This is a genomic window from Micromonospora sp. CPCC 205546, from assembly GCF_036902715.1.
In the GTDB taxonomy this organism is placed as follows: Bacteria; Actinomycetota; Actinomycetes; order Mycobacteriales; family Micromonosporaceae; genus Micromonospora.
Map to the genome: position 1 here is coordinate 82,463 of NZ_JBAKHL010000009.1, position 20,829 is coordinate 103,291.

At 71.8% G+C, this 20,829-nt stretch carries 21 protein-coding genes and 1 pseudogene; 10 read left to right on the forward strand and 12 right to left on the reverse strand.

Features of this window, described 5'->3' with window-relative positions; all coding sequences use genetic code 11:
* Nucleotides 1-209: 209 nt before the first annotated feature.
* The gene (locus tag V6U77_RS07825; protein ID WP_334605546.1) at nucleotides 210-1,706 is read left to right on the forward strand and encodes an aldehyde dehydrogenase family protein; all 1,497 of its coding nucleotides are present in this window, start codon (nucleotides 210-212) and stop codon (nucleotides 1,704-1,706) included.
* 68 nt (nucleotides 1,707-1,774) lie between these two features.
* Nucleotides 1,775-2,452 (forward strand): methyltransferase domain-containing protein, encoded by a 678-nt coding sequence (locus tag V6U77_RS07830; RefSeq protein WP_334605547.1) that lies wholly within the window; start codon nucleotides 1,775-1,777, stop codon nucleotides 2,450-2,452.
* 68 nt (nucleotides 2,453-2,520) lie between these two features.
* On the opposite strand, the gene nucS is transcribed toward V6U77_RS07830, so the two are convergent.
* Complete coding sequence (gene nucS, locus V6U77_RS07835) at nucleotides 2,521-3,180, reverse strand: endonuclease NucS (protein WP_334605548.1); 660 nt, start codon at nucleotides 3,178-3,180, stop codon at nucleotides 2,521-2,523.
* 71 nt (nucleotides 3,181-3,251) lie between these two features.
* Between nucS and V6U77_RS07840 the strand changes: the two genes are divergently transcribed.
* Nucleotides 3,252-3,869, forward strand: coding sequence for a DUF4126 domain-containing protein (locus V6U77_RS07840; protein WP_334605549.1), 618 nt, complete (start codon nucleotides 3,252-3,254; stop codon nucleotides 3,867-3,869).
* Nucleotides 3,870-4,156: 287 nt separating this feature from the next.
* Here the strand turns inward: V6U77_RS07840 and V6U77_RS07845 are convergent, their stop codons facing one another.
* A complete protein-coding gene (locus tag V6U77_RS07845; protein WP_334605550.1) occupies nucleotides 4,157-4,405 on the reverse strand; it encodes a hypothetical protein in 249 nt (82 codons plus the stop codon).
* A gap of 152 nt (nucleotides 4,406-4,557) precedes the next feature.
* Nucleotides 4,558-4,782, reverse strand: a pseudogene (locus tag V6U77_RS07850) (hypothetical protein); the annotation flags it as partial.
* 396 nt (nucleotides 4,783-5,178) lie between these two features.
* Here V6U77_RS07850 and V6U77_RS07855 point away from each other — a divergent pair.
* The gene (locus V6U77_RS07855; protein WP_334605551.1) at nucleotides 5,179-6,105 is read left to right on the forward strand and encodes a polysaccharide deacetylase family protein; all 927 of its coding nucleotides are present in this window, start codon (nucleotides 5,179-5,181) and stop codon (nucleotides 6,103-6,105) included.
* A 61-nt stretch (nucleotides 6,106-6,166) separates the two neighbouring features.
* Nucleotides 6,167-6,469 (forward strand): DUF1540 domain-containing protein, encoded by a 303-nt coding sequence (locus V6U77_RS07860; RefSeq protein WP_334605552.1) that lies wholly within the window; start codon nucleotides 6,167-6,169, stop codon nucleotides 6,467-6,469.
* 101 nt (nucleotides 6,470-6,570) lie between these two features.
* On the opposite strand, the gene V6U77_RS07865 is transcribed toward V6U77_RS07860, so the two are convergent.
* Complete coding sequence (locus V6U77_RS07865) at nucleotides 6,571-8,577, reverse strand: protein meaA (RefSeq protein ID WP_334605553.1); 2,007 nt, start codon at nucleotides 8,575-8,577, stop codon at nucleotides 6,571-6,573.
* Nucleotides 8,578-8,727: 150 nt separating this feature from the next.
* Here V6U77_RS07865 and V6U77_RS07870 point away from each other — a divergent pair, with 150 nt between their 5' ends.
* The gene (locus V6U77_RS07870; protein WP_334605554.1) at nucleotides 8,728-9,576 is read left to right on the forward strand and encodes an ABC transporter ATP-binding protein; all 849 of its coding nucleotides are present in this window, start codon (nucleotides 8,728-8,730) and stop codon (nucleotides 9,574-9,576) included.
* A complete protein-coding gene (locus V6U77_RS07875; RefSeq protein ID WP_334605555.1) occupies nucleotides 9,573-10,418 on the forward strand; it encodes an ABC transporter permease in 846 nt (281 codons plus the stop codon). Before V6U77_RS07870 ends, V6U77_RS07875 begins: the two co-directional genes overlap by 4 nt.
* 43 nt (nucleotides 10,419-10,461) lie before the next feature.
* On the opposite strand, the gene V6U77_RS07880 is transcribed toward V6U77_RS07875, so the two are convergent.
* Entirely contained in the window at nucleotides 10,462-11,415 is a 954-nt protein-coding gene (locus V6U77_RS07880) for an ArsR/SmtB family transcription factor (RefSeq protein WP_334605556.1), read from the reverse strand.
* Nucleotides 11,416-11,473: 58 nt separating this feature from the next.
* Here V6U77_RS07880 and V6U77_RS07885 point away from each other — a divergent pair, with 58 nt between their 5' ends.
* Nucleotides 11,474-12,658, forward strand: coding sequence for an MFS transporter (locus tag V6U77_RS07885; RefSeq protein ID WP_334605558.1), 1,185 nt, complete (start codon nucleotides 11,474-11,476; stop codon nucleotides 12,656-12,658).
* A gap of 33 nt (nucleotides 12,659-12,691) precedes the next feature.
* On the opposite strand, the gene V6U77_RS07890 is transcribed toward V6U77_RS07885, so the two are convergent.
* A complete protein-coding gene (locus V6U77_RS07890) occupies nucleotides 12,692-13,540 on the reverse strand; it encodes a 3-hydroxyacyl-CoA dehydrogenase family protein (protein WP_334605559.1) in 849 nt (282 codons plus the stop codon).
* 142 nt (nucleotides 13,541-13,682) lie between these two features.
* Entirely contained in the window at nucleotides 13,683-15,125 is a 1,443-nt protein-coding gene (gene murA, locus V6U77_RS07895; protein ID WP_334605560.1) for a UDP-N-acetylglucosamine 1-carboxyvinyltransferase, read from the reverse strand.
* Here murA and V6U77_RS07900 point away from each other — a divergent pair.
* Both V6U77_RS07900 and V6U77_RS07905 read left to right on the forward strand, forming a co-directional pair.
* Nucleotides 15,124-15,696: a cob(I)yrinic acid a,c-diamide adenosyltransferase gene (locus tag V6U77_RS07900; RefSeq protein ID WP_334605561.1), complete on the forward strand. Its 573-nt coding sequence runs from the start codon at nucleotides 15,124-15,126 to the stop codon at nucleotides 15,694-15,696. The genes murA and V6U77_RS07900 overlap by 2 nt on opposite strands.
* 32 nt (nucleotides 15,697-15,728) lie before the next feature.
* Entirely contained in the window at nucleotides 15,729-16,124 is a 396-nt protein-coding gene (locus tag V6U77_RS07905; protein ID WP_334605562.1) for a VOC family protein, read from the forward strand.
* 137 nt (nucleotides 16,125-16,261) lie between these two features.
* On the opposite strand, the gene V6U77_RS07910 is transcribed toward V6U77_RS07905, so the two are convergent.
* The 5 genes from V6U77_RS07910 to V6U77_RS07930 all read right to left on the reverse strand — a co-directional run bounded on the left by V6U77_RS07910 (nucleotide 16,262) and on the right by V6U77_RS07930 (nucleotide 20,825).
* Nucleotides 16,262-16,717, reverse strand: a complete 456-nt coding sequence (locus V6U77_RS07910; protein WP_334605563.1) for a DUF2550 domain-containing protein — start codon at nucleotides 16,715-16,717, stop codon at nucleotides 16,262-16,264.
* Between the two features lie 12 nt (nucleotides 16,718-16,729).
* Nucleotides 16,730-17,014 (reverse strand): F0F1 ATP synthase subunit epsilon, encoded by a 285-nt coding sequence (locus tag V6U77_RS07915; protein ID WP_121399587.1) that lies wholly within the window; start codon nucleotides 17,012-17,014, stop codon nucleotides 16,730-16,732.
* Between the two features lie 89 nt (nucleotides 17,015-17,103).
* Entirely contained in the window at nucleotides 17,104-18,246 is a 1,143-nt protein-coding gene (locus V6U77_RS07920) for an LCP family protein (RefSeq protein ID WP_334605564.1), read from the reverse strand.
* 213 nt (nucleotides 18,247-18,459) lie between these two features.
* Nucleotides 18,460-19,896 carry a F0F1 ATP synthase subunit beta gene (gene atpD / locus V6U77_RS07925; RefSeq protein WP_334605565.1) on the reverse strand — a complete coding sequence of 479 codons (1,437 nt, stop codon included), beginning with the start codon at nucleotides 19,894-19,896 and terminating at the stop codon, nucleotides 18,460-18,462.
* Nucleotides 19,896-20,825, reverse strand: a complete 930-nt coding sequence (locus V6U77_RS07930; RefSeq protein WP_334564291.1) for a F0F1 ATP synthase subunit gamma — start codon at nucleotides 20,823-20,825, stop codon at nucleotides 19,896-19,898. The genes atpD and V6U77_RS07930 overlap by 1 nt, the downstream gene beginning before the upstream one ends.
* Nucleotides 20,826-20,829 lie beyond the last annotated feature (4 nt).

Sequence of the window (20,829 nt, forward strand, 5' to 3'; positions counted from 1 at the left end):
CGTCCACCCGGTCCCGGTTCCACGACGCGGCCCACCGGGTCCGCCCGCGGCGTCCGGGGCCCTCCGGCGGCGCGCGGCCGCCGTCGTCGACGACCCGACCGGGACGGGCGTTCGGGGAGGCCGGGGACGCTTCCGCGCGGCCGGTCCGGCGGACGGGACCGACGCCCGCGGCCCTACCGGCGAGTAGTTCTCGGGTCTAGACTTCCGTCATGACGGCTGTGCGTGTCCCGGGTATCCCGGTCATCGAGGACGGGCGGCTGGTCTCGACGAGCCCCGCGACGGGCGCGGAGGCCGGGCGCCTGCCGGTCGCCAGCGCCGAGGACGTCGCCCGCGCCGTCGAACGGGCCCGCGAGGCCGGCGAGTGGTGGGTCGCGCTCGGCTCCGGCGCGCGCCGGGAGCGGCTGCTGCGCTGGCGCGCCCTGCTCGCCCAGCGGATCGAGGAGATCGCCGAGCTGGTGCACGCCGAAGGCGGAAAGCCGGTCGCCGACGCCGTCGTCGAGGTGGTCTCCGCCGTCGAGCACGTCGACTGGGCGGCCCGCAACGCCCGCCGGGTGCTCGGTCCCCGCCAGGTCCGCTCGCGGCTCGTCCTGGCCGAGTTCTCCGCGCACCTCGAATACCAGCCGTACGGTGTCGTCGGCGTGATCGGCCCCTGGAACTACCCCGTCTTCACGCCGATCGGCTCGGCCGCCTACGCGCTGGCGGCGGGGAACGCGGTCGTGCTGAAGCCCAGCGAATACACCCCCGCCGTCGGTCAGTGGCTGGTCGACACGTTCGCCGAGGTGGTGCCGGAGCAGCCGGTGTTCACCGCGGTGCACGGCCTGGGCGACGTCGGGGCGGCGCTCTGCCGCTCCGGGGTCGACAAGGTGGCCTTCACCGGCTCCTCGGCGACCGCCCGGAAGGTGATGGCGGCCTGCGCCGAGTCGCTGACGCCGGTGCTGCTGGAGGCGGGCGGCAAGGACGCGATGATCGTCGACGCCGACGCCGACCTGGACGCCGCCGCCGAGGCGTGCGTCTGGGGCGCGATGACCAACGCCGGCCAGACCTGCATCGGCATCGAACGCGTCTACGCGGTCGAGCCGGTCTTCGACGCCTTCGTCGGCAAGGTGGTCGAGCGGGCCGGCCGGTTGACCGTCGGGCCGGACGACGCGGACATCGGCCCGATCACCATGCCGAGCCAACTCGACGTGATCCGCCGGCACATCGACGACGCGCTGTCGAGGGGCGGCCGGGCCGTGCTCGGCGGCGCGGACGCGGTCCAGGCGCCGTACGTGCGGCCGACCGTGCTGGTGGACGTGCCGGAGGACTCCGCCGCCGTACGCGAGGAGACGTTCGGTCCGACCCTGACCATCAACCGGGTCCGCGACGCCGACGAGGCCGTCGACCGGGCCAACGCCCTGTCGTACGGCCTGGGGGGTTCGGTCTTCGGCCGGCGGCGCGCGGTGGCGATCGCCCGGCGGCTGCGCTCGGGCATGGCCTCGGTGAACTCGGCGCTGACCTTCGCCGGGATGTCCACACTGCCCTTCGGCGGCGTCGGCGACTCCGGTTTCGGGCGCATCCACGGCGAGGACGGGCTGCGGGAGTTCAGCCGCGCCAAGGCCATCACCCGGCGGCGGGCCCGGTCGCTGCTGCCCTCGACGACATTCGAGCGGACGCCGGCCGACGTCGCCCGCCTCGTGAAGGCCATCAAGGTCATGTACGGCAGGTGAGTGTCGGATAACCGATCACGAACGCCCTCGCGTGTGTCCAACGTGGTGGGAGCGGTACATTGCGTTAAATGCGCCCCCATCTATTGCGCTTCCACCTCGTCGACAGCGACCGGTCGTGGAGTGCCCGGCAGCGCCGTCGCCGCGCCGACTGGCTGGCCCGGACCTTCCCCGACCTGGAGAAGATGCACGTCATCGACCTGGGCGGCCGGCTCGGCACCTGGACCCGCGCCGACGTGCGGCCGGCGCGCGTGCACGTGGTCAACCTGGAACGGCCGCCCACGGACGTCCCCGAGTGGGCGGAGGTCGACCGCGCCGACGCCTGCGAACTGCCGGCCCGGATCACCTCTCGCCGCTACGACCTGGTCTTCTCCAACTCCGTGCTGGAACACGTCGGCGGGCACGAGCGGCGACTGCGGTTCGCCGACGCCGTACGCGGCCTCGGCGACCGGCACTGGGTGCAGACGCCCTACCGCTACTTCCCCATCGAGCCGCACTGGATCGCGCCGGGGATGCAGTTCCTGCCCGTACGGCTGCGGACCGCCTTCGCCCGCCGCTGGCCGCTCGGGCACAAGCCGACCCGCACCCACGAGGCGGCCATCCACCAGGTGCTCTGGACGGAACTGCTCGACCGCTCGCAGATGCGGCACTACTTCCCCGACTCGCGGATCCTCGTCGAGCGGGTGGCCGGCCTGCCCAAGTCGCTGATCGCCGTCCGCGCGGACGGTCCGGCGGATCCGCCCCGCTGACGCCCGGACAGGCCGGTCCCCCCTTGCCACCGTCGGACGGAGCGGGCGGGAGGAGTGCGGGCGGCGCCTCAGAAGAGGGTCAGCTCGTCGCGCTCGATGCCGCGCAGCCTGTCGTAGTTCACGACCACGCAGCGGATGCCCCGGTCCATCGCGAGCACGCGGGCCTGCGGCTTGATCTCCTGCGCCGCGAAGACCCCGGCGACCGGGGCGAGCAGCGGGTCCCGGTTGAGCAGTTCCAGGTAGCGGGTGAGCTGCTCCACGCCGTCGATCTCGCCCCGGCGCTTCACCTCGACGGCGACGGTGCCGGACGCGGCGTCGCGGCAGAGCAGGTCCACCGGGCCGATGGCCGTCATGTACTCCCGGCGGATCAGCGTGAAGCCCTCGCCGAGGGTCTCCGGGTTGGCCGCCAGCAGCTCCTGGAGATGCGCCTCCACACCGTCCTTGCGCAGGCCCGGATCGACGCCCAGCTCGTACGAGGTGTCCTGGAAGATCTCCTCCAGGGTGATCCGCAGTTCCTCGCCCGCCTTGTTGACGACCCGCCAGACGCCGGGGGCCTCCTCCAACCGGCAGGGCGGGCTCATCCAGTTCAACGGCTTGTACGCCCGGTCGTCGGCATGGATCGACACCGACCCGTCCGCCTTCACCATGAGCAACCGGGTGGCCGGCGGCAGGTGCGCCGAGAGCCGTCCGACGTAGTCCACCGAGCACTTCGCAATGACCAACCGCACCCGACGAGGGTAGCCGAGACGCCGGCCCACGCCAGCGAGCGGCACTGGCGTGCCGGTGCCATGCTGAGACGGTGCTCGAAGTTCTCACCGGTACCGGACTCGCCGCCTCGGCGGGGCTGAACGCATACATTCCCCTGCTCACCATGGGGTTGCTGGCCCGCTACACCAGCGTGATCGACCTGCCCGGCGGATGGCAGTGGCTGGGCAACGGCTGGGTGATCGCGATCCTGGCCGTGCTGCTGGTCGTCGAGGTCGTCGCCGACAAGGTGCCGGTGGTCGACCACGTCAACGACGTCGTGCAGACCGTGGTCCGGCCGACCGCCGGCGGCCTGGCGTTCGGCGCGGGCTCGTCGTCGGAGACGGTGACGGTCAGCGACCCGGGCAGCTTCTTCTCGTCGAACGAATGGGTCCCCGTGGTGACCGGGGTGGTCATCGCCCTCGGCGTGCACCTGCTGAAGTCCGCCGCCCGACCGGTCATCAACGCGACCACGGCCGGCGTCGGCGCTCCCGTGGCCAGCACCGCCGAGGACGCCACCAGCGTGGTCATGTCGGTGGTGGCGATCATCCTGCCGGTGCTGGTGCTGGCGTTCCTGCTCGGCCTCGTCGCCTTCCTCTTCTGGTTCCTGCGCCGCCGCTCCGACCGCCGCCGGGAACGTCAGGCGGCCCGGGCCGCCGGCTTCCGCGTCTGACGACTCCGGACATGCGTCTGGCCGGCACCCCGGGTGGGGTGCCGGCCAGCGGCGTTCATTCATTGCTGTCAGCTGTTCCAGTGTTCGGCGACGAGGTCGGCGGCCTGCTGCTCCCACTGGGCGTAGTGGTCGGGGTACACCGACACCTGCACCGTCTGCACAGGTTTCGCGGCACGGCAGTCAGCGGGAAGCGTGCGCGGCGAAAGAATCGGACGCCGAGCGTGGTCGAACTTCACGATCAACGAGACGTGCAACGGTAGGGCGGGTGGGCGGTGGCGGTGGCGGTGTCAGTCTGGGGGGCGGTTGCGGGCGAGCTTGATGAGCAGCACCACCAGCAGACCGATGCCGAAGAACACGATCAGGCAGCAGTCGAAGCCACCGAACCCGGCCTTGGCGGGGCGTGCGTTCTGTCCCGCCCGCACCACGATCTCGCCGCTGCCCGACGACGCCCAGGCCGCGACCGGTATGAACACCGAGAGCCCGACCGCACCGAGGACCGCGCCCAGACGGCCCCGCCACTTGTTCCACGCAGACATGGCCCCATCCTCGCCGGGACCCGCAACCGGAGCGCGGCGGACCACACCGGGCCTGCACGGCACGCACAGGCCGTCCAGACGCCGAACTGGCCGGGGCCCCGAGGTGCGGGGTCCGGCCAGTCGGGCGTTGGTTCTCACCACGGGGGTACGGGTCAGCTGTTCCAGTGCTCGGCGACGAGGTCGGCGGCCATCTGCTCCCACTGGGCGTAGTGGTCCGGGTACGCCGACACCTGCACGGTCTGCGCCGCCTTCGTCAGGGGCATGTCCTGCCACCCGTCGACCTGCTTGAGGCCCTTCAGGAACGCCGTCGTCGAGTACTCCGGGTCGGTGATCTGCTCCACGGTGCCCCAACCCGAGGACGGACGCTGCTGGAACACAACCGGCGCACCGGCCCCGCCGGCACCTCCGAGATCTTGGCAGGTAAACGCCCCTCAGGGGGCCCTTACCTACCAAGGTCTCCCCGAGCACCCGGGCAGGCGGGCAGGCGGGCAGGCGGGCAGGCCGGCAGGCCGGCAGGCGTCGATCATGCAGTTGTGGCGCCCAAAGAAGGGCGCAATTCAGGGCACGACGCCCACCACAGCTGCATGATCGACCCCGGGCGGAGCGGGGCACGGCGGGCCACACCCACCCCACGACGCACCGCACACCCACCCCACGGACGCACCGCCCCCACCACGACGCACCGCACATCCACCCCACGGCGGCCACACGACGCAGCGCAACCACCCCACGGCGGGCACACAGGAACTGTCGGGCGCTGACATCATCTCCCGGTGCACGTGAAGATCCCCCGCGTTCCGCTCGTCGCGACCGTCGCCGCCGTGGTCGCCGCCGCGGCCCTCCTCGCCGCCCCGGCACCGGTGCGTACGCCGGCCAGTGCCGGCATCGTCCGCGTCGCGGCAGGGGGCCGAGCCCCGCAGACCTCACCCGCCCCGCAACCGACGACCGCGGACCCCGCCCCGCAGCCGACGGTCACGGACCCTGCCGCGCCCGCGGCGACGGTCCCCGGCGCGACTCCGGTCGGGACCAGGCCGCCCGTCGTCGACCACGGGCCGCGTACGGGGAACAAGGTCGCGCTCACCTTCGACGCCGACATGACGGACGCGATGCGGTACCAGCTGCGCAGCGGTGCCGTGCGGTCGTACGCGAACCTGAAGATCATCGACCTGCTGGAGCGGGATCGGGTGCCGGCCACCTTCTTCCTCACCGGCAAGTGGGTGGAGCAGTACCCGGACGTGACCCGCAGGATCGCCGGCAACCCGCGGTTCGAGTTGGCCAACCACACGTACGGGCACCTGGCCTTCACCCCGGACTGCTACGGCCTGCCCCGCATCGCGGAGCGGGAGATGACCGCGGACGTGGCCCGGACGTTCGACGTGGTGGCCGCGTACGGGGGGCGACAGACCCGGTACTTCCGCTTCCCCGGGCTGTGCCACGACCGGAAGGCGCTGGCCGCGCTGGCCCCGCTGGGGGTGACGGTGGTCGACGGCGACGTGGTCAGCGGGGACCCGTTCGCGAAGTCCTGGCGGCCGGTGGTGCGGGCGGCGCTGGACGGGGTGCGTCCCGGTTCGGTGATCGTCCTGCACGTGACGGAGGCGAACGCGCCGATGACGGACGAGGCGCTGCCACACATCCTGGCCGGGCTCGCCGAGCGTGGCCTTGAGCCAGCTCCGCTGTCGGAGGTGCTCGGGGTGGGCTGAACCGGGTTCGGCAAAACCTACAAAAGCCTAAAATCGGGGCAAGACTCTATAGGAGGTCACCATGACCGCAGCAGTGGAGATGCCCCGCGTCCAGGAATGTGTCGTGGCGGCGTGCTCGTACAACCACACCAACGACTGCCACGCCTTCGCCATCACCATCGGCAGCCCGGACCACGCGCACTGCCACACCTTCATCGAGATGCCGTCGGTGCGTGGCGGGGTGGACGGCGGCATGACCGCACAGGTCGGCGCCTGTCAGCGCGCGGACTGCCGACACAACGAGCAGCTCGAATGCCACGCGCCGTCGATCAAGGTCGGTCCCGACAACGACATGGCCGACTGCATGACCTACGTCAGCCGCTGACCGGGCACGGGGCGCGCCGGGTCGGCGCGTACCCCGGGCGAGGCCGCACCATTCGACGGACAGGGCCCCTGGCGACGCACCTCCTCGCCGGGGGCCCTCCTTCAGCGCAGGCCGTTGGCCTCCCGCACCACGGTGACCAGCTCGTCGATGATCCCGGTCAGGGCGAAGTCCTTGGGCGTGAAGACCCGGGCCACCCCGGCGGCGCGGAGCTGCTCGGCGTCGCCGGCCGGGATGATCCCGCCGACCACCACCGGCAGGTCCGCCCGGCCGGCGGCGCGCAGACCGTCCAGCACCGCCGGCACCGCCGCCAGGTGCGAGCCGGAGAGCACCGAGAGGCCCACCAGGTCCACGTCCTCCTCCACGGCGGCGGCGACGATCTGCCCGGCGGTCAGCCGGATGCCCTGGTAGATGACCTCGAAGCCGGCGTCGCGGGCGCGTACCGCGATCTGCTCCGCGCCGTTGGAGTGCCCGTCGAGCCCCGGCTTGCCGACGAGCAGCCGCAGCCGGCCGCTACCCAGCTCGCGGGCGGTGGCGGTGACCCGCTCCCGGACGGCGACCAGGGTCGCGTCGCCACCGGCCCCGGCGGCCCCGGTCAGGCCGGTGGGCGCCCGGTACTCGCCGAAGACCTGACGCAGCGCCCCGGCCCACTCGCCGGTGGTCACCCCGACCCGCACGCACTCAAGCGTCGCGGGCATCAGGTTCGTCGTGGTCGCGGCGTCCGCGCGCAGCCGGGCCAGCGCGGCGTCGACCGCCGCGTCGTCCCGACCGGCTCGCCACCGGCGTACGGAGGCCGTGGCCGCCGCCTCGACGGCCGGGTCGACCTGCTCGACGGACTCGGCGCCGGCGGCGGTCAGCGGCGACGGTTCGGTCTCGGTGAACCGGTTGACGCCCACCACCACGTCGGCGCCGGACTCCATCCGGCGACGCCGCTCGGCCAGCGAGGCGACCAGCGCGCTCTTGAGGTAGCCGGACTCGACGGCGGCCACCACGCCGCCCATCTCCAGCACCTTCTCCAGCTCGACCCGGGCGCCGGCGACGATCTCGTCGACCAGCGCGGTCATCACGTGCGAGCCCTCGAACAGGTCCGGGTACTCCAGCAGGTCCGACTCGTACGCGAGCACCTGCTGCATCCGCAGCGACCACTGCTGGTCCCACGGCCGGGGCAGGCCGAGCGCCTCGTTCCAGGCGGGCAGCTGGACGGCGCGGGCGCGGGCGTCGCGGGAGAGGGTCACGCCGAGCATCTCCAGCACGATGCGCTGGATGTTGTTCTCCGGCTGCGCCTCGGTCAGGCCCAGCGAGTTGACCTGCACGCCGTAGCGGAACCGCCGCTGCTTCGGGTCCCGCACCCCGTAGCGCTCGCGGGTGATCTCGTCCCAGAGCGCACCGAAGGCGCGCATCTTGGCGATCTCCTCGACGAAGCGCACCCCGGCGTTGACGAAGAAGGAGATCCGCTGCACGACGTCGCCCATCCGGTCCGCGGGCACCTGGCCCGAGTCGCGGACCGCGTCGAGCACGGCGACGGCGGTGGAGAGCGTGAAGCCGACCTCCTGCACCGGCGTCGCGCCGGCCTCCTGCAGGTGGTACGAGCAGATGTTCACCGGGTTCCAGCGGGGCATCTCGCGCAGCGTGTACGCCACGACGTCGGCGGTCAGCCGCAGCGACGCCGCCGGCGGGAAGATGTGGGTGCCCCGGGAGAGGTACTCCTTGATGATGTCGTTCTGGGTGGTGCCGGAGCAGCGGGACAGCTCGGCGCCCTGCTCCGCGCCGACGGTGCCGTAGAGGGCGAGCAGCCACATGGCCGGCGCGTTGATGGTCATGGACGTGTTCATGTCGGCCAGCGGGATGCCGTCGAAGAGGGCCCGCATGTCGCCGAGGTGTGCCACCGGGACGCCGACCCGGCCCACCTCCCCGGCGGCGAGCTCGTGGTCGGGGTCGTAGCCGGTCTGCGTCGGCAGGTCGAAGGCGACCGACAGTCCGGTCTGCCCCTTCGCCAGGTTGCGGCGGAAGAGCGCGTTCGTCGCGGCCGCCGAGCTGTGCCCGGCGTACGTGCGCATCACCCAGGGGCGGTCGCGCTCGGGCAGCCGGCCGGGGGAAGCCTTCTCGTCCATGGCGGGAGTCTAAGTTACCGTTCAGTCACCAGAGCTGTGGAAAACCACACAGCTCCATGGAGTGGAAACCCGGGTGCGAAGCACCCGACATGGGCGCGACCACCACACCCCGGCCGGCCCGCCGCCGCGGCCAGGTCGCACACTTGACACATGCATGACGAGCTGGCGATCTCCGTACGGGGGCTGCGCAAGGCGTATGGCGAGAACGTCGCCGTGGCGGGCGTGGACCTCGACGTCCACCGCGGCGAGGTCTTCGCCCTCCTCGGCCCCAACGGCGCCGGCAAGACCACCACCGTGGAGATCCTGGAGGGCTACCGGCGGCGCGACGCCGGCGAGGTCGACGTCCTCGGCAGCGACCCGGCCCGTCCGGCAGCCGACTGGCGTTCCCGGGTGGGCATCGTGCTCCAGGGCACCGGCGAGTTCGACGAGCTGACGGTCGCCGAGGTGGTGCGCCACTTCGCCGGTTTCTACGCCGACGCGGACGATCCGGACAAGGTCGTCGAGCGCGTCGGGCTGGCCGGCAAGGCCAAGGCGCGTACGCACACCCTCTCCGGCGGGCAGAAGCGCCGGCTCGACGTGGCGCTCGGCATCGTCGGCCGCCCCGAGCTGCTCTTCCTCGACGAGCCGACCACCGGCTTCGACCCGGAGGCGCGCCGCGAGTTCTGGGAGCTGATCCGCGACCTGGCCGCCGCCGGCACCACCATCGTGCTCACCACCCACTACCTCGACGAGGCCGAGGCCCTCGCCGACCGGGTCGGCGTGATCGCAGGCGGCCGGGTGGTCGAGGTGGCCCCGCCCGACCAGCTCGGCAACCGGCGGGAGGCCCTGGCCACGGTCTCCTGGCGTACGCCGGAGGGTGCGCGACGGACGGCGGAGAGCGCGACGCCGACGGCGCTCGTGGCGGAGCTGGCGGCGCGTTTCGGCGGCGAGGTCCCGGGCCTGACGGTGACCCGGCCGACCCTGGAGGACATCTACCTGCGCATGATCGGACACCGATGACCACCACGACGAAGCCGGCCGCGCCGGCCACCACGGCACCGGCCCGGCGCCCCGGCCCGGTCACCCTCAGCCTGCGGCAGAGCCGGCTGGAGATCACCCAGTTCCTGCGCAGCCGGGAGTCCGTCGTCTTCACGATGGGCTTCCCGATCATCATGATCCTGATCTTCGCGGCGATCTTCGACGACGAGATCGCCCCCGGGGTCAGCTACACCCAGTACTTCATCACCGGCATGATCGCCACCGGCCTGATGACGGTCAGCTTCCAGAACCTCGGTATCTGGATCCCGATCGAGCGGGACCGGGGGGTGCTCAAGCGCTACCGGGGCACGCCGATGCCGAAGTGGGTGTGGTTCGCCGGCAAGGTGATCATGGTGGTGGCGATCGGCATCGCCGAGACCGTGCTGCTGCTCGCCGTCTCCGTGGCGCTGTTCGACCTGGAGCTGCCCGCCACCGCCGCGAAGTGGCTGACCTTCGGCTGGGTGTCGGTGCTCGGCGTCACCGCCTGCACGCTGTGCGGCATCGCCATCTCGTCGCTGGCGCGCACCGCCCGCAGCGGCTCAGCGGTGGTCACCCCGGTCGCGCTGGTGCTCCAGTTCATCTCCGGGGTCTTCTTCGTCTTCACCGAGCTGCCGACGTGGATGCAGCAGGTGGCGGCGATCTTCCCGCTCAAGTGGATGTGCCAGGGCCTGCGCTCGGTCTTCCTGCCGGCGGCCTTCGGCGCCCGCGAGCCCGGCGGCTCGTTCGAGCTGGACCGCGTCGCCCTGGTCCTCGTCGCGTGGTGCGTGATCGGCCTGGTGCTCTGCCTGACCACGTTCCGCTGGACCACCAAGCGCGACGGCTGACCCGGACGGGCAGCCCGCACCGCCGGCGGCCGGGCGACCCCGCTCACCCGCCGGCGGTGAGCGCGTCGCCGAGCGACGTACGCCAGTAGAGCACCTCGCGCCCGGACCGCCGCTTGCCGACGGCGCCCGCGTCCAGCAGCACCCGCAGGTGGCCGCTCACCGTGCCGAGGGACAGCCCGGTCACCACCCCGAGCTGCGAGGTGCTCAGCGGCGTGTCCAGCCTGGCCAGGATGTCGGCCCGGTTCGCGCCGATCAGCCGGGCGAGCCCGTCGGGTGCCGGTGAGATGGGATCGACCAGGATCCCGCGCACCGGGTACACCATCCCGAACCGGGTCGGCTTGTCCCAGACCACCCAGCCCCGACGGCAGTGTGCTGGGAGGAAGACGAGCTGCTCGGCCTCGTCCAGCGACAGCGGCGGCTCCGGGTAGTCGTTGACCTGGAGCCGGCCGTCGCCCAGCCAGCGCACGTTGCGGTTGAGGTCGGCGAACACCCCGGCCCAGCCGCCCGTGCTCAGCGCGGCGGTGCGGGCCACGATGTCCGCCCGCAGCCGGCGTTCCCGCTCCGGCCACTCCGGCTCGACGGTGTGCGTCCAGACCCAGTCGAGGAGCTCCACGACCTGCCCGGCGAGGCCGTCGGCCAGCAACTCGGCGGCGAGCGGCTCCGGGCGGGTGGCGCGCAGGTCGGTCCGGATCCGCTCGTCGGAGAACCGCCCGACGGCCGCCAGCTCCGCCGCGAACGTCGGTTCCGGCGAGGCGGGCGCGACGGTGAGGAAGTCCGCGGTCCACCGGGGGTGGAACGACGCGGGCAGCAGCGCCCGGGCCACCGGTCGACCGGCCAGCATCCGTAGGAACGCCGCGACGTGCAGCTCCCGCCAGGCCCGCTGCCACGGGTTACGCGGGTGGTACAGCGCGCGCAGCGCGGCGACCGTGTCGACCATCGGCGAGACCGTGAAGCGGCTGCGCGCGAGGAGATCCGACGGCACCTGCCAGACGGCCATGTTTCGCCTCCAGACGTAACTCTAGGAGATCCACCCGGCACCCCACACGCTCGTGCCCGTGAGAACGTACGCAGACCTGTTCGCGGTCCGGGAGTTCCGTAACCTGTTCCTGGCCAACTGCGCGGGAATCGCGGCGCACACGACGTCGGCACTGGCGCTGGGCTCGCTGACCTACGCGTCGACCGGCTCGGCGCTGCTCACCGCGCTGAGCATGTTCGGCGCGCCCCTCGCCGGCGTGCTCGGCAGCCTGACGTTGCTGTCGGCCGCGGACAGCCTGCCGCCCCGCCGGGCGCTGACCTTCGCCGCCGTGCTGGTCGCCGCCGGAGCGGCACTCCAGGCCGTGCCCGACCTGCCGCTGTGGGCCCGGTTCGCGATCATCTTCACCGGCGCGTACGTCAGCTCGATCACGTCCGGGGCCCGGTGGGCGCTGCTCACCGACATCCTGCCGGCCGACGCCTACGTGCTGGGCCGGTCCACCATGAACACGAGCGTCGGGGCGATGCAGATCGCCGGCTTCGGCCTGGGCGGCGTCCTGTTGGTCTGGCTGGACCCGTACGAGGTGTTCCTGCTCGCGGCGGTGCTGCGGACGGTGGCGGCGGCAATCGGGTGGTTCGGGATCTCGGAGCGCCCGGCCCGGGCCACCGCCCGGACGACGGTGGGGCGCACGCTCCGGGTGAACCGGGAACTGTGGACGGATCCCGGCCGCCGCTCGCTCCTGCTCAACCTGTGGCTGCCGCCCGGCCTGGTCGTCGGCTGCGAGGCGCTGTTCGTGCCGTACGCCGGGGACCGCGCCGGCTTCCTCTACGCCGCCGCGGCCCTCGGCATGCTGGCGGGCGACGTCGTGGTGGGACGGTTCCTGCCGCCGGCCCGGCGCAACCGGCTGGTCCCCGCCCTGCGGCTGCTGCTCGTCCTGCCCTACCTGGTCTTCGCGCTGTCGCCGACGCTGCCGCTGGCCATGCTGGTCGCGGTCGTCGCCTCGGTGGGATTCGCCGCCGGGCTGCCGTTGCAGGAGCGGCTGGTCGCCCACTCGCCTGCGGAGAGCCGGGGCCAGGTGCTGGGCCTGCACCACAACGGGATGATGGCCGCGCAGGCGTTGTGTGCCGTGCTCGCCGGCACGGTCGCGGACCTGGTCCCGGCGGGCTGGGCCGTCGCGCTGCTCGCCACGGCGGCGCTGGCGGCCACGCTGATGCTCACCGCCGGGCTGCGACGGACCGCCCCCGCGCCGGCGGAGGCGGTCCGCTGAGCGGCCGGGGGACGTCGCACCCCCGGCTGCCCGTCAGTACGTGTAGAAGCCCTTGCCGCTCTTGCGGCCCAGGTCGCCCGCGGTGACCATGCGCTGGAGCAGCTCCGGCGGGAAGAACTTCTCGTCCGCCGTGTCGGTGTAGATGTTCTTCGAGGCGTGCAGCAGCACGTCCACGCCGGTCAGGTCCGTGGTGGCCAGTGGCCCCATGGCGTGGCCGAAGCCGAGGCGGCAGGCGGTGTCCAGGTCCTCGGCCGACACCACGCCCGACTCGACGAGCTTGACCGCCTCGACGACCAGGGCCGCGATCAGCCGGGTGGTGACGAAGCCCGCGATGTCGCGGTTGACCACCACGACGGTCTTGCCGATCTCCTCGGCGAACGTCTTCACCGTCGCCAGGGTCTCGTCGCTGGTCTTGTAGCCGCGCACCAGCTCACAGAGCTTCATCATCGGCACCGGCGAGAAGAAGTGGGTGCCGACGACCGCCTCCGGGCGCTCGGTCACCGCGGCGATCTGCGTCACCGGGATGGCCGAGGTGTTGGTCGCGAGCACCGCGTCGGCCTTGCAGATCTTGTCCAGCGCGCGGAACACCTCGTGCTTGATCTCCAGCCGCTCGAAGACCGCCTCGACCACGATGTCCGCGTCTGCCGCCGCCTCCAGGTCGGTGGTGGGGGTGATCCGGCCCATCGTCGCCTCGACCTCGGACGCCTCGATCCGGCCCTTCTCGGCGAACCTGGTCAGCGACTTCCGGATGCCGTCCATGCCCCGCCCGGTGGCCGCGTCGTCCAGGTCCCGCAGCGTCACCTGCCAGCCCGCCTGCGCCGCCACCTGGGCGATGCCCGAGCCCATCAGCCCGGCACCGACGACCGCGAGTCGACCCGCCATCTGCTTCTCCCTCGCCTGATTGAGTGTCTGCCAGCACCCTAGTCGGCGGGCCTGAACGGATGCTAAGGCGTGTGGCCGGAGGTGACGGCCCCGGCGGGATCCCCGAGCCCCGGATGGCGAGGTGCCGGTCGGGCGCGACGGCTCAGATGGTCAGGTCCGGCTCCTGCGGCGCGGTCCCCCGTTCCACCTCGACCCCGAGCGCGCGCAGGTCGGCGGCGAAGTCGGGGTAGCCCCGGTCCACGTGGTGCACGTGGGACACCTCGGTGACCCCCTCGGCGCAGAGCCCGGCGATGATCAGCCCGGCGCCGGCCCGGATGTCGGTGGCGCGTACGGGCGCGCCGGAGAGCACCTCCCGGCCCCGGACCACGGCGTGGTGGCCGTCGGTCTTGATGTCCGCGCCCAGCCGCATCATCTCGTTGGCGAACATGAACCGGCCATCGAAGATGTTCTCGGTGATCAGGGAGGCCCCGTCGCTGACCGCCGCCAGCCCGATCGCCATCGGCAGCAGGTCGGTGGCGAAGCCCGGGTAGGGCAGCGTGACGACGTCCACCGCCTTCGGCCGGTCGTCCATCCGGATCCGGAACGCGTCGCCCCGGGTCTCCACCAGGCCCCCGGCGGAGACCAGCTTGTCGAGCGCGACCTCCAGGAACGCCGGCTCCACGCCGGTCACGGTCACGTCCCCCCGGGTCATCGCCGCACCGAACGCCCAGGTGCCGGCCACGATCCGGTCCCCCACCGTGGCGTGGCGCACCGGCCGCAGCCCCGGCACCCCCTCGATGTGCAGGGTGGAGGTGCCCGCGCCGGAGATCCGCGCCCCCATCTGGTTCAGCATCGTGCAGATGTCGACGATCTCCGGTTCGCGGGCGGCGTTGTCGATGAGGCTCGGCCCCCGGGCCAGCACCGCCGCCATGACCAGGTTCTCCGTCGCCCCGACGCTGGGGAAGTCGAGCACGATCTCCGCGCCGTGCAGCCCGTGCGGCGCCGACGCGATCACGAAGCCGTGCTCGCCGGAGATCTCGGCGCCCATCCGGGTCAGCCCGGAGACGTGCATGTCCAGGCCCCGCGAGCCGATGGCGTCGCCGCCCGGGTGGGCCACCCGCACGTACCCCCGGCGGGCCAGCAGCGGGCCCAGCACGCAGATCGAGGCGCGCAGCCGGCGTACGAGGTCGTAGTCCGCCTCGGCGCCGGGCCGCTCGGGCACGTCGATGACGACCGACCTGGACCGGGCCACCCTGTCGTACGCGACCATCGGGTCGACCGGTTCGTCGGCGTCGAACCGGACGCCGCAGCCGAGCCGGCGCAGCACCTCGCCCATGATGGCGATGTCGGTGATCCGCGGCACGTTGGTGATCACGCTGCGCCCCGGGGCGAGCAGCGCGGCGGCCATCAGTTTCAACGCCGAGTTCTTGGCCCCGACGACGTGCACCGTGCCGGCGAGGCGCGCGTCACCGCGCACCCGGATGACGTCGAGGTCGTCGACCGCCGGGTCCCGGGCGTCGCCGGGGCCCGTTGCGACCGGTCTGAGGGCGGCGCCCCCCGGGCGCTCCGGGATCGTCAGGTCCGCTGTCCGTAGGCTGTGCGTCATGGCCGTCCACCTCACGCGCATCTACACCAAGGCCGGCGACGCCGGCATGACCAGGCTGAGCAACAACGAGCAGGTGCCGAAGAACGATCCGCGCATCTCCGCGTACGCGGACGTCGACGAGTGCAACGCCGCTATCGGCGTGGCGCTCGCCCTGGGGCAGCTCGACGACGAGCTGCGCGCCGTCCTGGCGTCGATCCAGAACGACATGTTCGACGTGGGAGCCGACCTGGCCACCCCGGTCGAACCCGATCCGAAGTACCCGCCGCTGCGGGTCACCGAGGCGTACGTCGAGCGTCTGGAGGGCTGGTGCGACGAGTACAACGCACGCCTGAGCAACCTCGACTCCTTCATCCTCCCCGGCGGCACCGCGGGTGCGGCGCTGCTGCACGTCGCGCGCACGATCGCCCGGCGCGCCGAGCGGGCGGCGTGGGCACTGGTCGCGCACGACCCCGATCGGACCAGCTCGCTCCCGGCAAAGTATCTCAACCGGCTCTCCGACCTGCTCTTTATCCTGTCAAGAACGGCAAATCCGGACGGAGATGTGCTATGGGTGCCCGGCGGTAACCGCTGACCATACGGCCCTCGTGCCCGCCGGAGACCCCGGTGGGCACGCTGCACCACGTCGAGGTCTGGGTGCCCGATCTGAACGCCGCCACACGCGGCTGGGGCTGGCTGCTCGGCGAGCTGGGCTGGACGCCGTTCCAGGAGTGGCCGACCGGCCGCTCCTGGCGGCTCGGCCCGACGTACCTGGTGCTGGAGCAGTCGCCGGCCCTGCGCGGGCGGCGGCACGACCGGTTGGCTCCCGGCCTCAACCACCTGGCCTTCCACGCAGGCCCGCCGACGGCCGTGGACCGGCTTGTCGAGGCCGCGCCGGCACACGGTTGGACGCTGCTCTTCCCCGACCGCCATCCGCACGCTGGCGGCACCGACACGTACGCCGCCTACCTCACTGACAACCAGGGGTACGAGGTGGAACTGGTCGCCTCCCCGAACCGGTAACGGTGCAAGCTCGAACCCCGCCCGTCCGACGGACCGCAACACGGAGAGGGTTTCCGCCGGGGCCCGCTCGCGGAGGGATCAAGCCTGACCGCCCGGAGCGAGTGGGCCCCGGCGGAAACCCCGACGGCGAGGCACGGTCAGGCGGCGGGCCAGTCCTGGGAGGCCATACGCGGCGAGACCGCCCCCGGAGGGGCGGCCTCGAGCCAGGAGAGGAACCCGGTGACGGTCGACCGGGCCATGGCGATCTCCACCGGAGCGTGCTCGCTCGTACAGCGGAGGATGACCCAGTCGGCGGGCATCGAGAGGCGCTCCTGCCCCTCGGGGAGCCTTCGCCGCTCCACGGCCAACTCCTTGCGGGAGAGCACGCGGGTGGGCCGGATGGCGAAGCTGAACAGCCGGTACCAGCGGAGTTCGTCGCCGACGAAGCGACCGAAGCCAGGAGACCAACCGCGGCCGTCGAGCATCGTGGAGGTCCGGACACCGAGCCGGATGATGCCCCCGCTACGGGTGACGACGGCCCGCCGGGCGAAGAGGATCAGAAGTGCGCCGAGGATGACGGCGACGCCGATTCCGATCCCCTCGACGATCTCCATCGGCGCTTCGGCTCAGCGGCTCTGCGCGGCGGACACCGGAGTGGCGCTCTCGGCCAGGACGGTGACGCCCTCGCCGGTCACCGACAGGAATCCGCCGGCCACCTCGTAGGAGACCTGCTCGCCGCCGGGAAGCTTGATGCGCACCTGGCCGGGCTCGGCAAGCTGGCCGAGCAGGGGCGCGTGCCCCGCCAGCACACCCAGCTCGCCCTCGGTCGTGCGGGCGACGACCATCTCGGCCTCGCCGGACCAGACCTTCTCCTCGACGGCTACGAGCTCGACGTGAAGCTGCTTTGCCACGCTGTCTCCTTGCTGCGGCGGCGGATTGTCGAAAGTCTAGTCGTGCCGCCGGTGCGTCCCCAACGCGGGTGGCGAGACCTGCGCCACGGCTACTTCGCCTTGTTCTGGAAGTCGGGGTGCTCCAGCAGGAACGCGTCGAGCTGCCCCTTCTGCAGGGCGGCGAAGAAGTCGTCCACGGCCGGCTGGAAACGTTCGCCCCGGTACTTGCCGTTCTCGGTGACCGAGCCGCCCGGCAGCTTGACCATCTGGATCGTCTCCGGGCGGATGTCCTTGAGCGCCAGGCCGAAGTCGACCACGCTGTGGCCCCGGCCGCTGAAGATCAGCGACTCCCCGGCCGCCCGCAGCACCCGGTCCAGCTTGACCGGGTTGGTCACCACGTCGGCGCTGAGCGCCTGACCGGCCATCGCCTTGACGAACTGCTGCTGGTGGCGCTGCCGGCCGTAGTCGCCGTCGGGGACGCCGTTCTTCGGGTAACGCTGTCGGACGTAGTCCAGCGCCTGCCAGCCGTTGAGGTGCTGGTTGCCCTTCCTGTAGACCGCCTGCGGGCCGACGTAGCCCTCGCCGTTCGGGTTGCCCTTGCGGTGCTTGCCGTCCGGCTCGCGGTGCTCGGAGCGCACCTCGCGTTCGATGTACATGTCGACGCCGCCCATCGCGTCGACGATCTTCTTGAAGCCGTTGAAGTTGATGATCGCGCCGGCGTCGAAGCGCGTGATGCCGGTGACGTTCTGCACCGTCGTGGCCAGCAGCTCGAAGCCGCGCGCCGCGTCCGGGTTGCCGCCGGGCACCCGGCTGCCGTACGACATGGCCGCGTTGAGCCGGTCGGTGCCGCCGCCGAACTCCGCGCGACTGAACTCCGGGATCTCCACGATGAGGTCACGCGGCATGGAGAAGAGGTAGGCGCGGTCCATCCCCGCCGGCACGTGCAGCACCATGACCGAGTCGGCCAGCGGCGGCATCTCCGGACTGCGCGGGTCGATGCCCACCAGCAGGATGTTGAGGGGACCCTTGATGTCGCTCTTGCGTTCCTTCGCCCCGGCCGCCTGGTCGCCGAAGAGGTCGGCCTTGCCGACGGCGCCCTCGTAGCGGGCTATCAGCGCCTCGGCGCCGACCAGCACCGCGCCGCTGAGCAGCATCAGGACGGCACCGAAGACGGTGCAGACCCGGGCCCAGCGCGGCACGCCCGCCCATCTGGACGGCCCGCCTCCGCCCTTGCCGGCCTTACCCACGATCATCTCCGTTCGTCACGCCCACGATCAGGAGACGGGCGCACGCAGCCGATCCGTTGCGGATCGACGCCCACGTGAGTGGGCGGATCGACGGTACCTCGGGTACGGCATGATCACCGACCACGCGGAACCGGGCAGCGGCGATCTTCGACACCCGAAGACGGACGAAAGGCCGCCCCGGCGTTGCCGGGGCGGCCTTTTCCGTTCAGGGCTGACAGGTCAGCTCTTCATCAGCTCCGCAGCCTTGCGCTCCAGGTCCTCCAGGCCACCGCACATGAAGAAGGCCTGCTCGGGGAAGTGGTCGTACTCGCCCTCGCTGATCTTCTTGAATGCCTCGATGGTCTCCTCGATCGGAACCGTCGAGCCCGGCACACCGGTGAACTGCTCCGCCGCGTAGGTGTTCTGCGACAGGAAGCGCTCGATCCGCCGCGCGCGCTGCACGGTGATCTTGTCTTCCTCGGAGAGCTCCTCGATACCGAGGATGGCGATGATGTCCTGCAGGTCCTTGTACTTCTGCAGGATCCGCTTCACCTCGGTCGCCACCGCGAAGTGCTCGGCGCCGACGAACTCCGGGGCGAGGATCCGGGACGAGGACGCCAGCGGGTCCACGGCCGGGTAGATGCCCTTGTCGGAGATCGACCGCTCCAGGTTGGTGGTCGCGTCGAGGTGGGCGAACGTGGTGGCCGGGGCGGGGTCGGTGTAGTCGTCCGCCGGCACGTAGATCGCCTGCATCGAGGTGATGGCCTGGCCCCGGACGGAGGTGATCCGCTCCTGGAGCTCGCCCATCTCGTCGGCCAGGGTCGGCTGGTAGCCCACCGCGCTCGGCATCCGGCCGAGCAGCGTGGAGACCTCCGAGCCGGCCTGGGTGAAGCGGAAGATGTTGTCGATGAAGAGCAGCACCTCCTGCTTCTTGACGTCGCGGAAGTACTCCGCCATGGTCAGCGCCGACAGGGCGACCCGCAGCCGGGTGCCCGGCGGCTCGTCCATCTGGCCGTAGACCAGCGCGGTCTTGTCGATGACGCCGGACTCGGTCATCTCGGCGATGAGGTCGTTGCCCTCACGGGTGCGCTCCCCCACGCCGGCGAAGACCGAGGTACCACCGAAGTTCCGGGCGACACGGGTGATCATCTCCTGGATGAGCACCGTCTTGCCCACGCCGGCACCGCCGAACAGGCCGATCTTGCCGCCCTTGACGTACGGGGCGAGCAGGTCGATGACCTTGATGCCGGTCTCCAGCATCTCGGTCTTCGGCTCCAGGTCCGCGAAGGCCGGGGCCTTGCGATGGATGCCCCAGTGGTCGTCGGGCTGGAGCGTCTCGCCCTCGGTGAGGTTGAGACACTCGCCGATCGCGTTGAACACGTGGCCCTTGACCGTGTCGCCCACCGGAACGGTGATCGGCGAGCCGGTGTCGCGCACGTCGGTGCCGCGGACCAGACCGTCGGTCGGCTGCATCGAGATGGCGCGGACCATGTTGTCACCCAGGTGCTGGGCGACCTCCAGGGTCAGCGTCTTCTCGCCGCCGGAGAGCGTCACGTTGACGTGCAGGGCGTTGAACAGGGCCGGCATGGCGTCGCGCGGGAACTCGGCGTCGACGACCGGGCCGATGACCCGGACCACGCGACCCGTGGCCGTCTTGGTCTCTACTGGGGCAGTCATCACACTTCACTTCCCGACGCGGCGAGCGCGTTCGCGCCGCCGACGATCTCACTGATCTCCTGGGTGATCCCGGCCTGGCGGGCCGAGTTCATCTCACGCGTGTACTTCTCGATCATCTCTTCGGCGTTGTCGGTGGCGCTCTTCATCGCCCGCCGACGGGCCGCCGACTCGCTCGCCGCCGACTCCAGCAACGCCGCGTAGATCCGCGTGTTGATGTACTTCGGCAGCAGCGCGTCGAGCAGCGCCTCCGCGTCCGGCTCGAACTCGTAGGCCGGCAGCGCGCCCTCGGAGCGCGGCCGGTCCTCCACCTGCATGGGGCCCATGATCCGGGTGACCGGGGTCTGGGTCATCAGGGAGTGGAACTCGGTGTAGACGATGTGCAGCTCGTCCACGCCGAGCACCCCGTCCGCCCCGGCACCGCCGTCGACGTCGTCCGCACCGGCGGTGAACGCCTTGATCAGCGTCTCACCCACGGCGCGGGCGTCGGCGAAGGTCGGCTGCTCCGAGAATCCGGTCCAGTTGGCCTCGATCGGCCGGTCGCGGAACCGGAAGAACCCGACGCCCTTGCGCCCGATGACGTAGAGCACCGGCTCCTTGCCGTCGGCCCGCAGCCGGGCGATCAGCGACTCGGCCATCCTGATGGCGTTGGAGCTGTAGCCGCCGGCGAGGCCGCGGTCGGAGGTGACCAGCAGGACGCCCGCCCGCCGCACCCGCTCGCGCGGGGTGAGCAGCGGGTGGTCGATCCGCGCGTTGGACGCCAGCGCCGTGAGCACGCCGGTGACCGCCTGGGCGTACGGCAGGGACGCCTCCACCCGGGCCTGTGCCTTGGCGATCCGGCTCGTCGCCACGAGCTCCATCGCCTTGGTGATCTTCTTCATCCCCTTCGCCGAGCGGATCCGTTGGCGAAGAACGCGAACCTGGGCCGCCATGAAT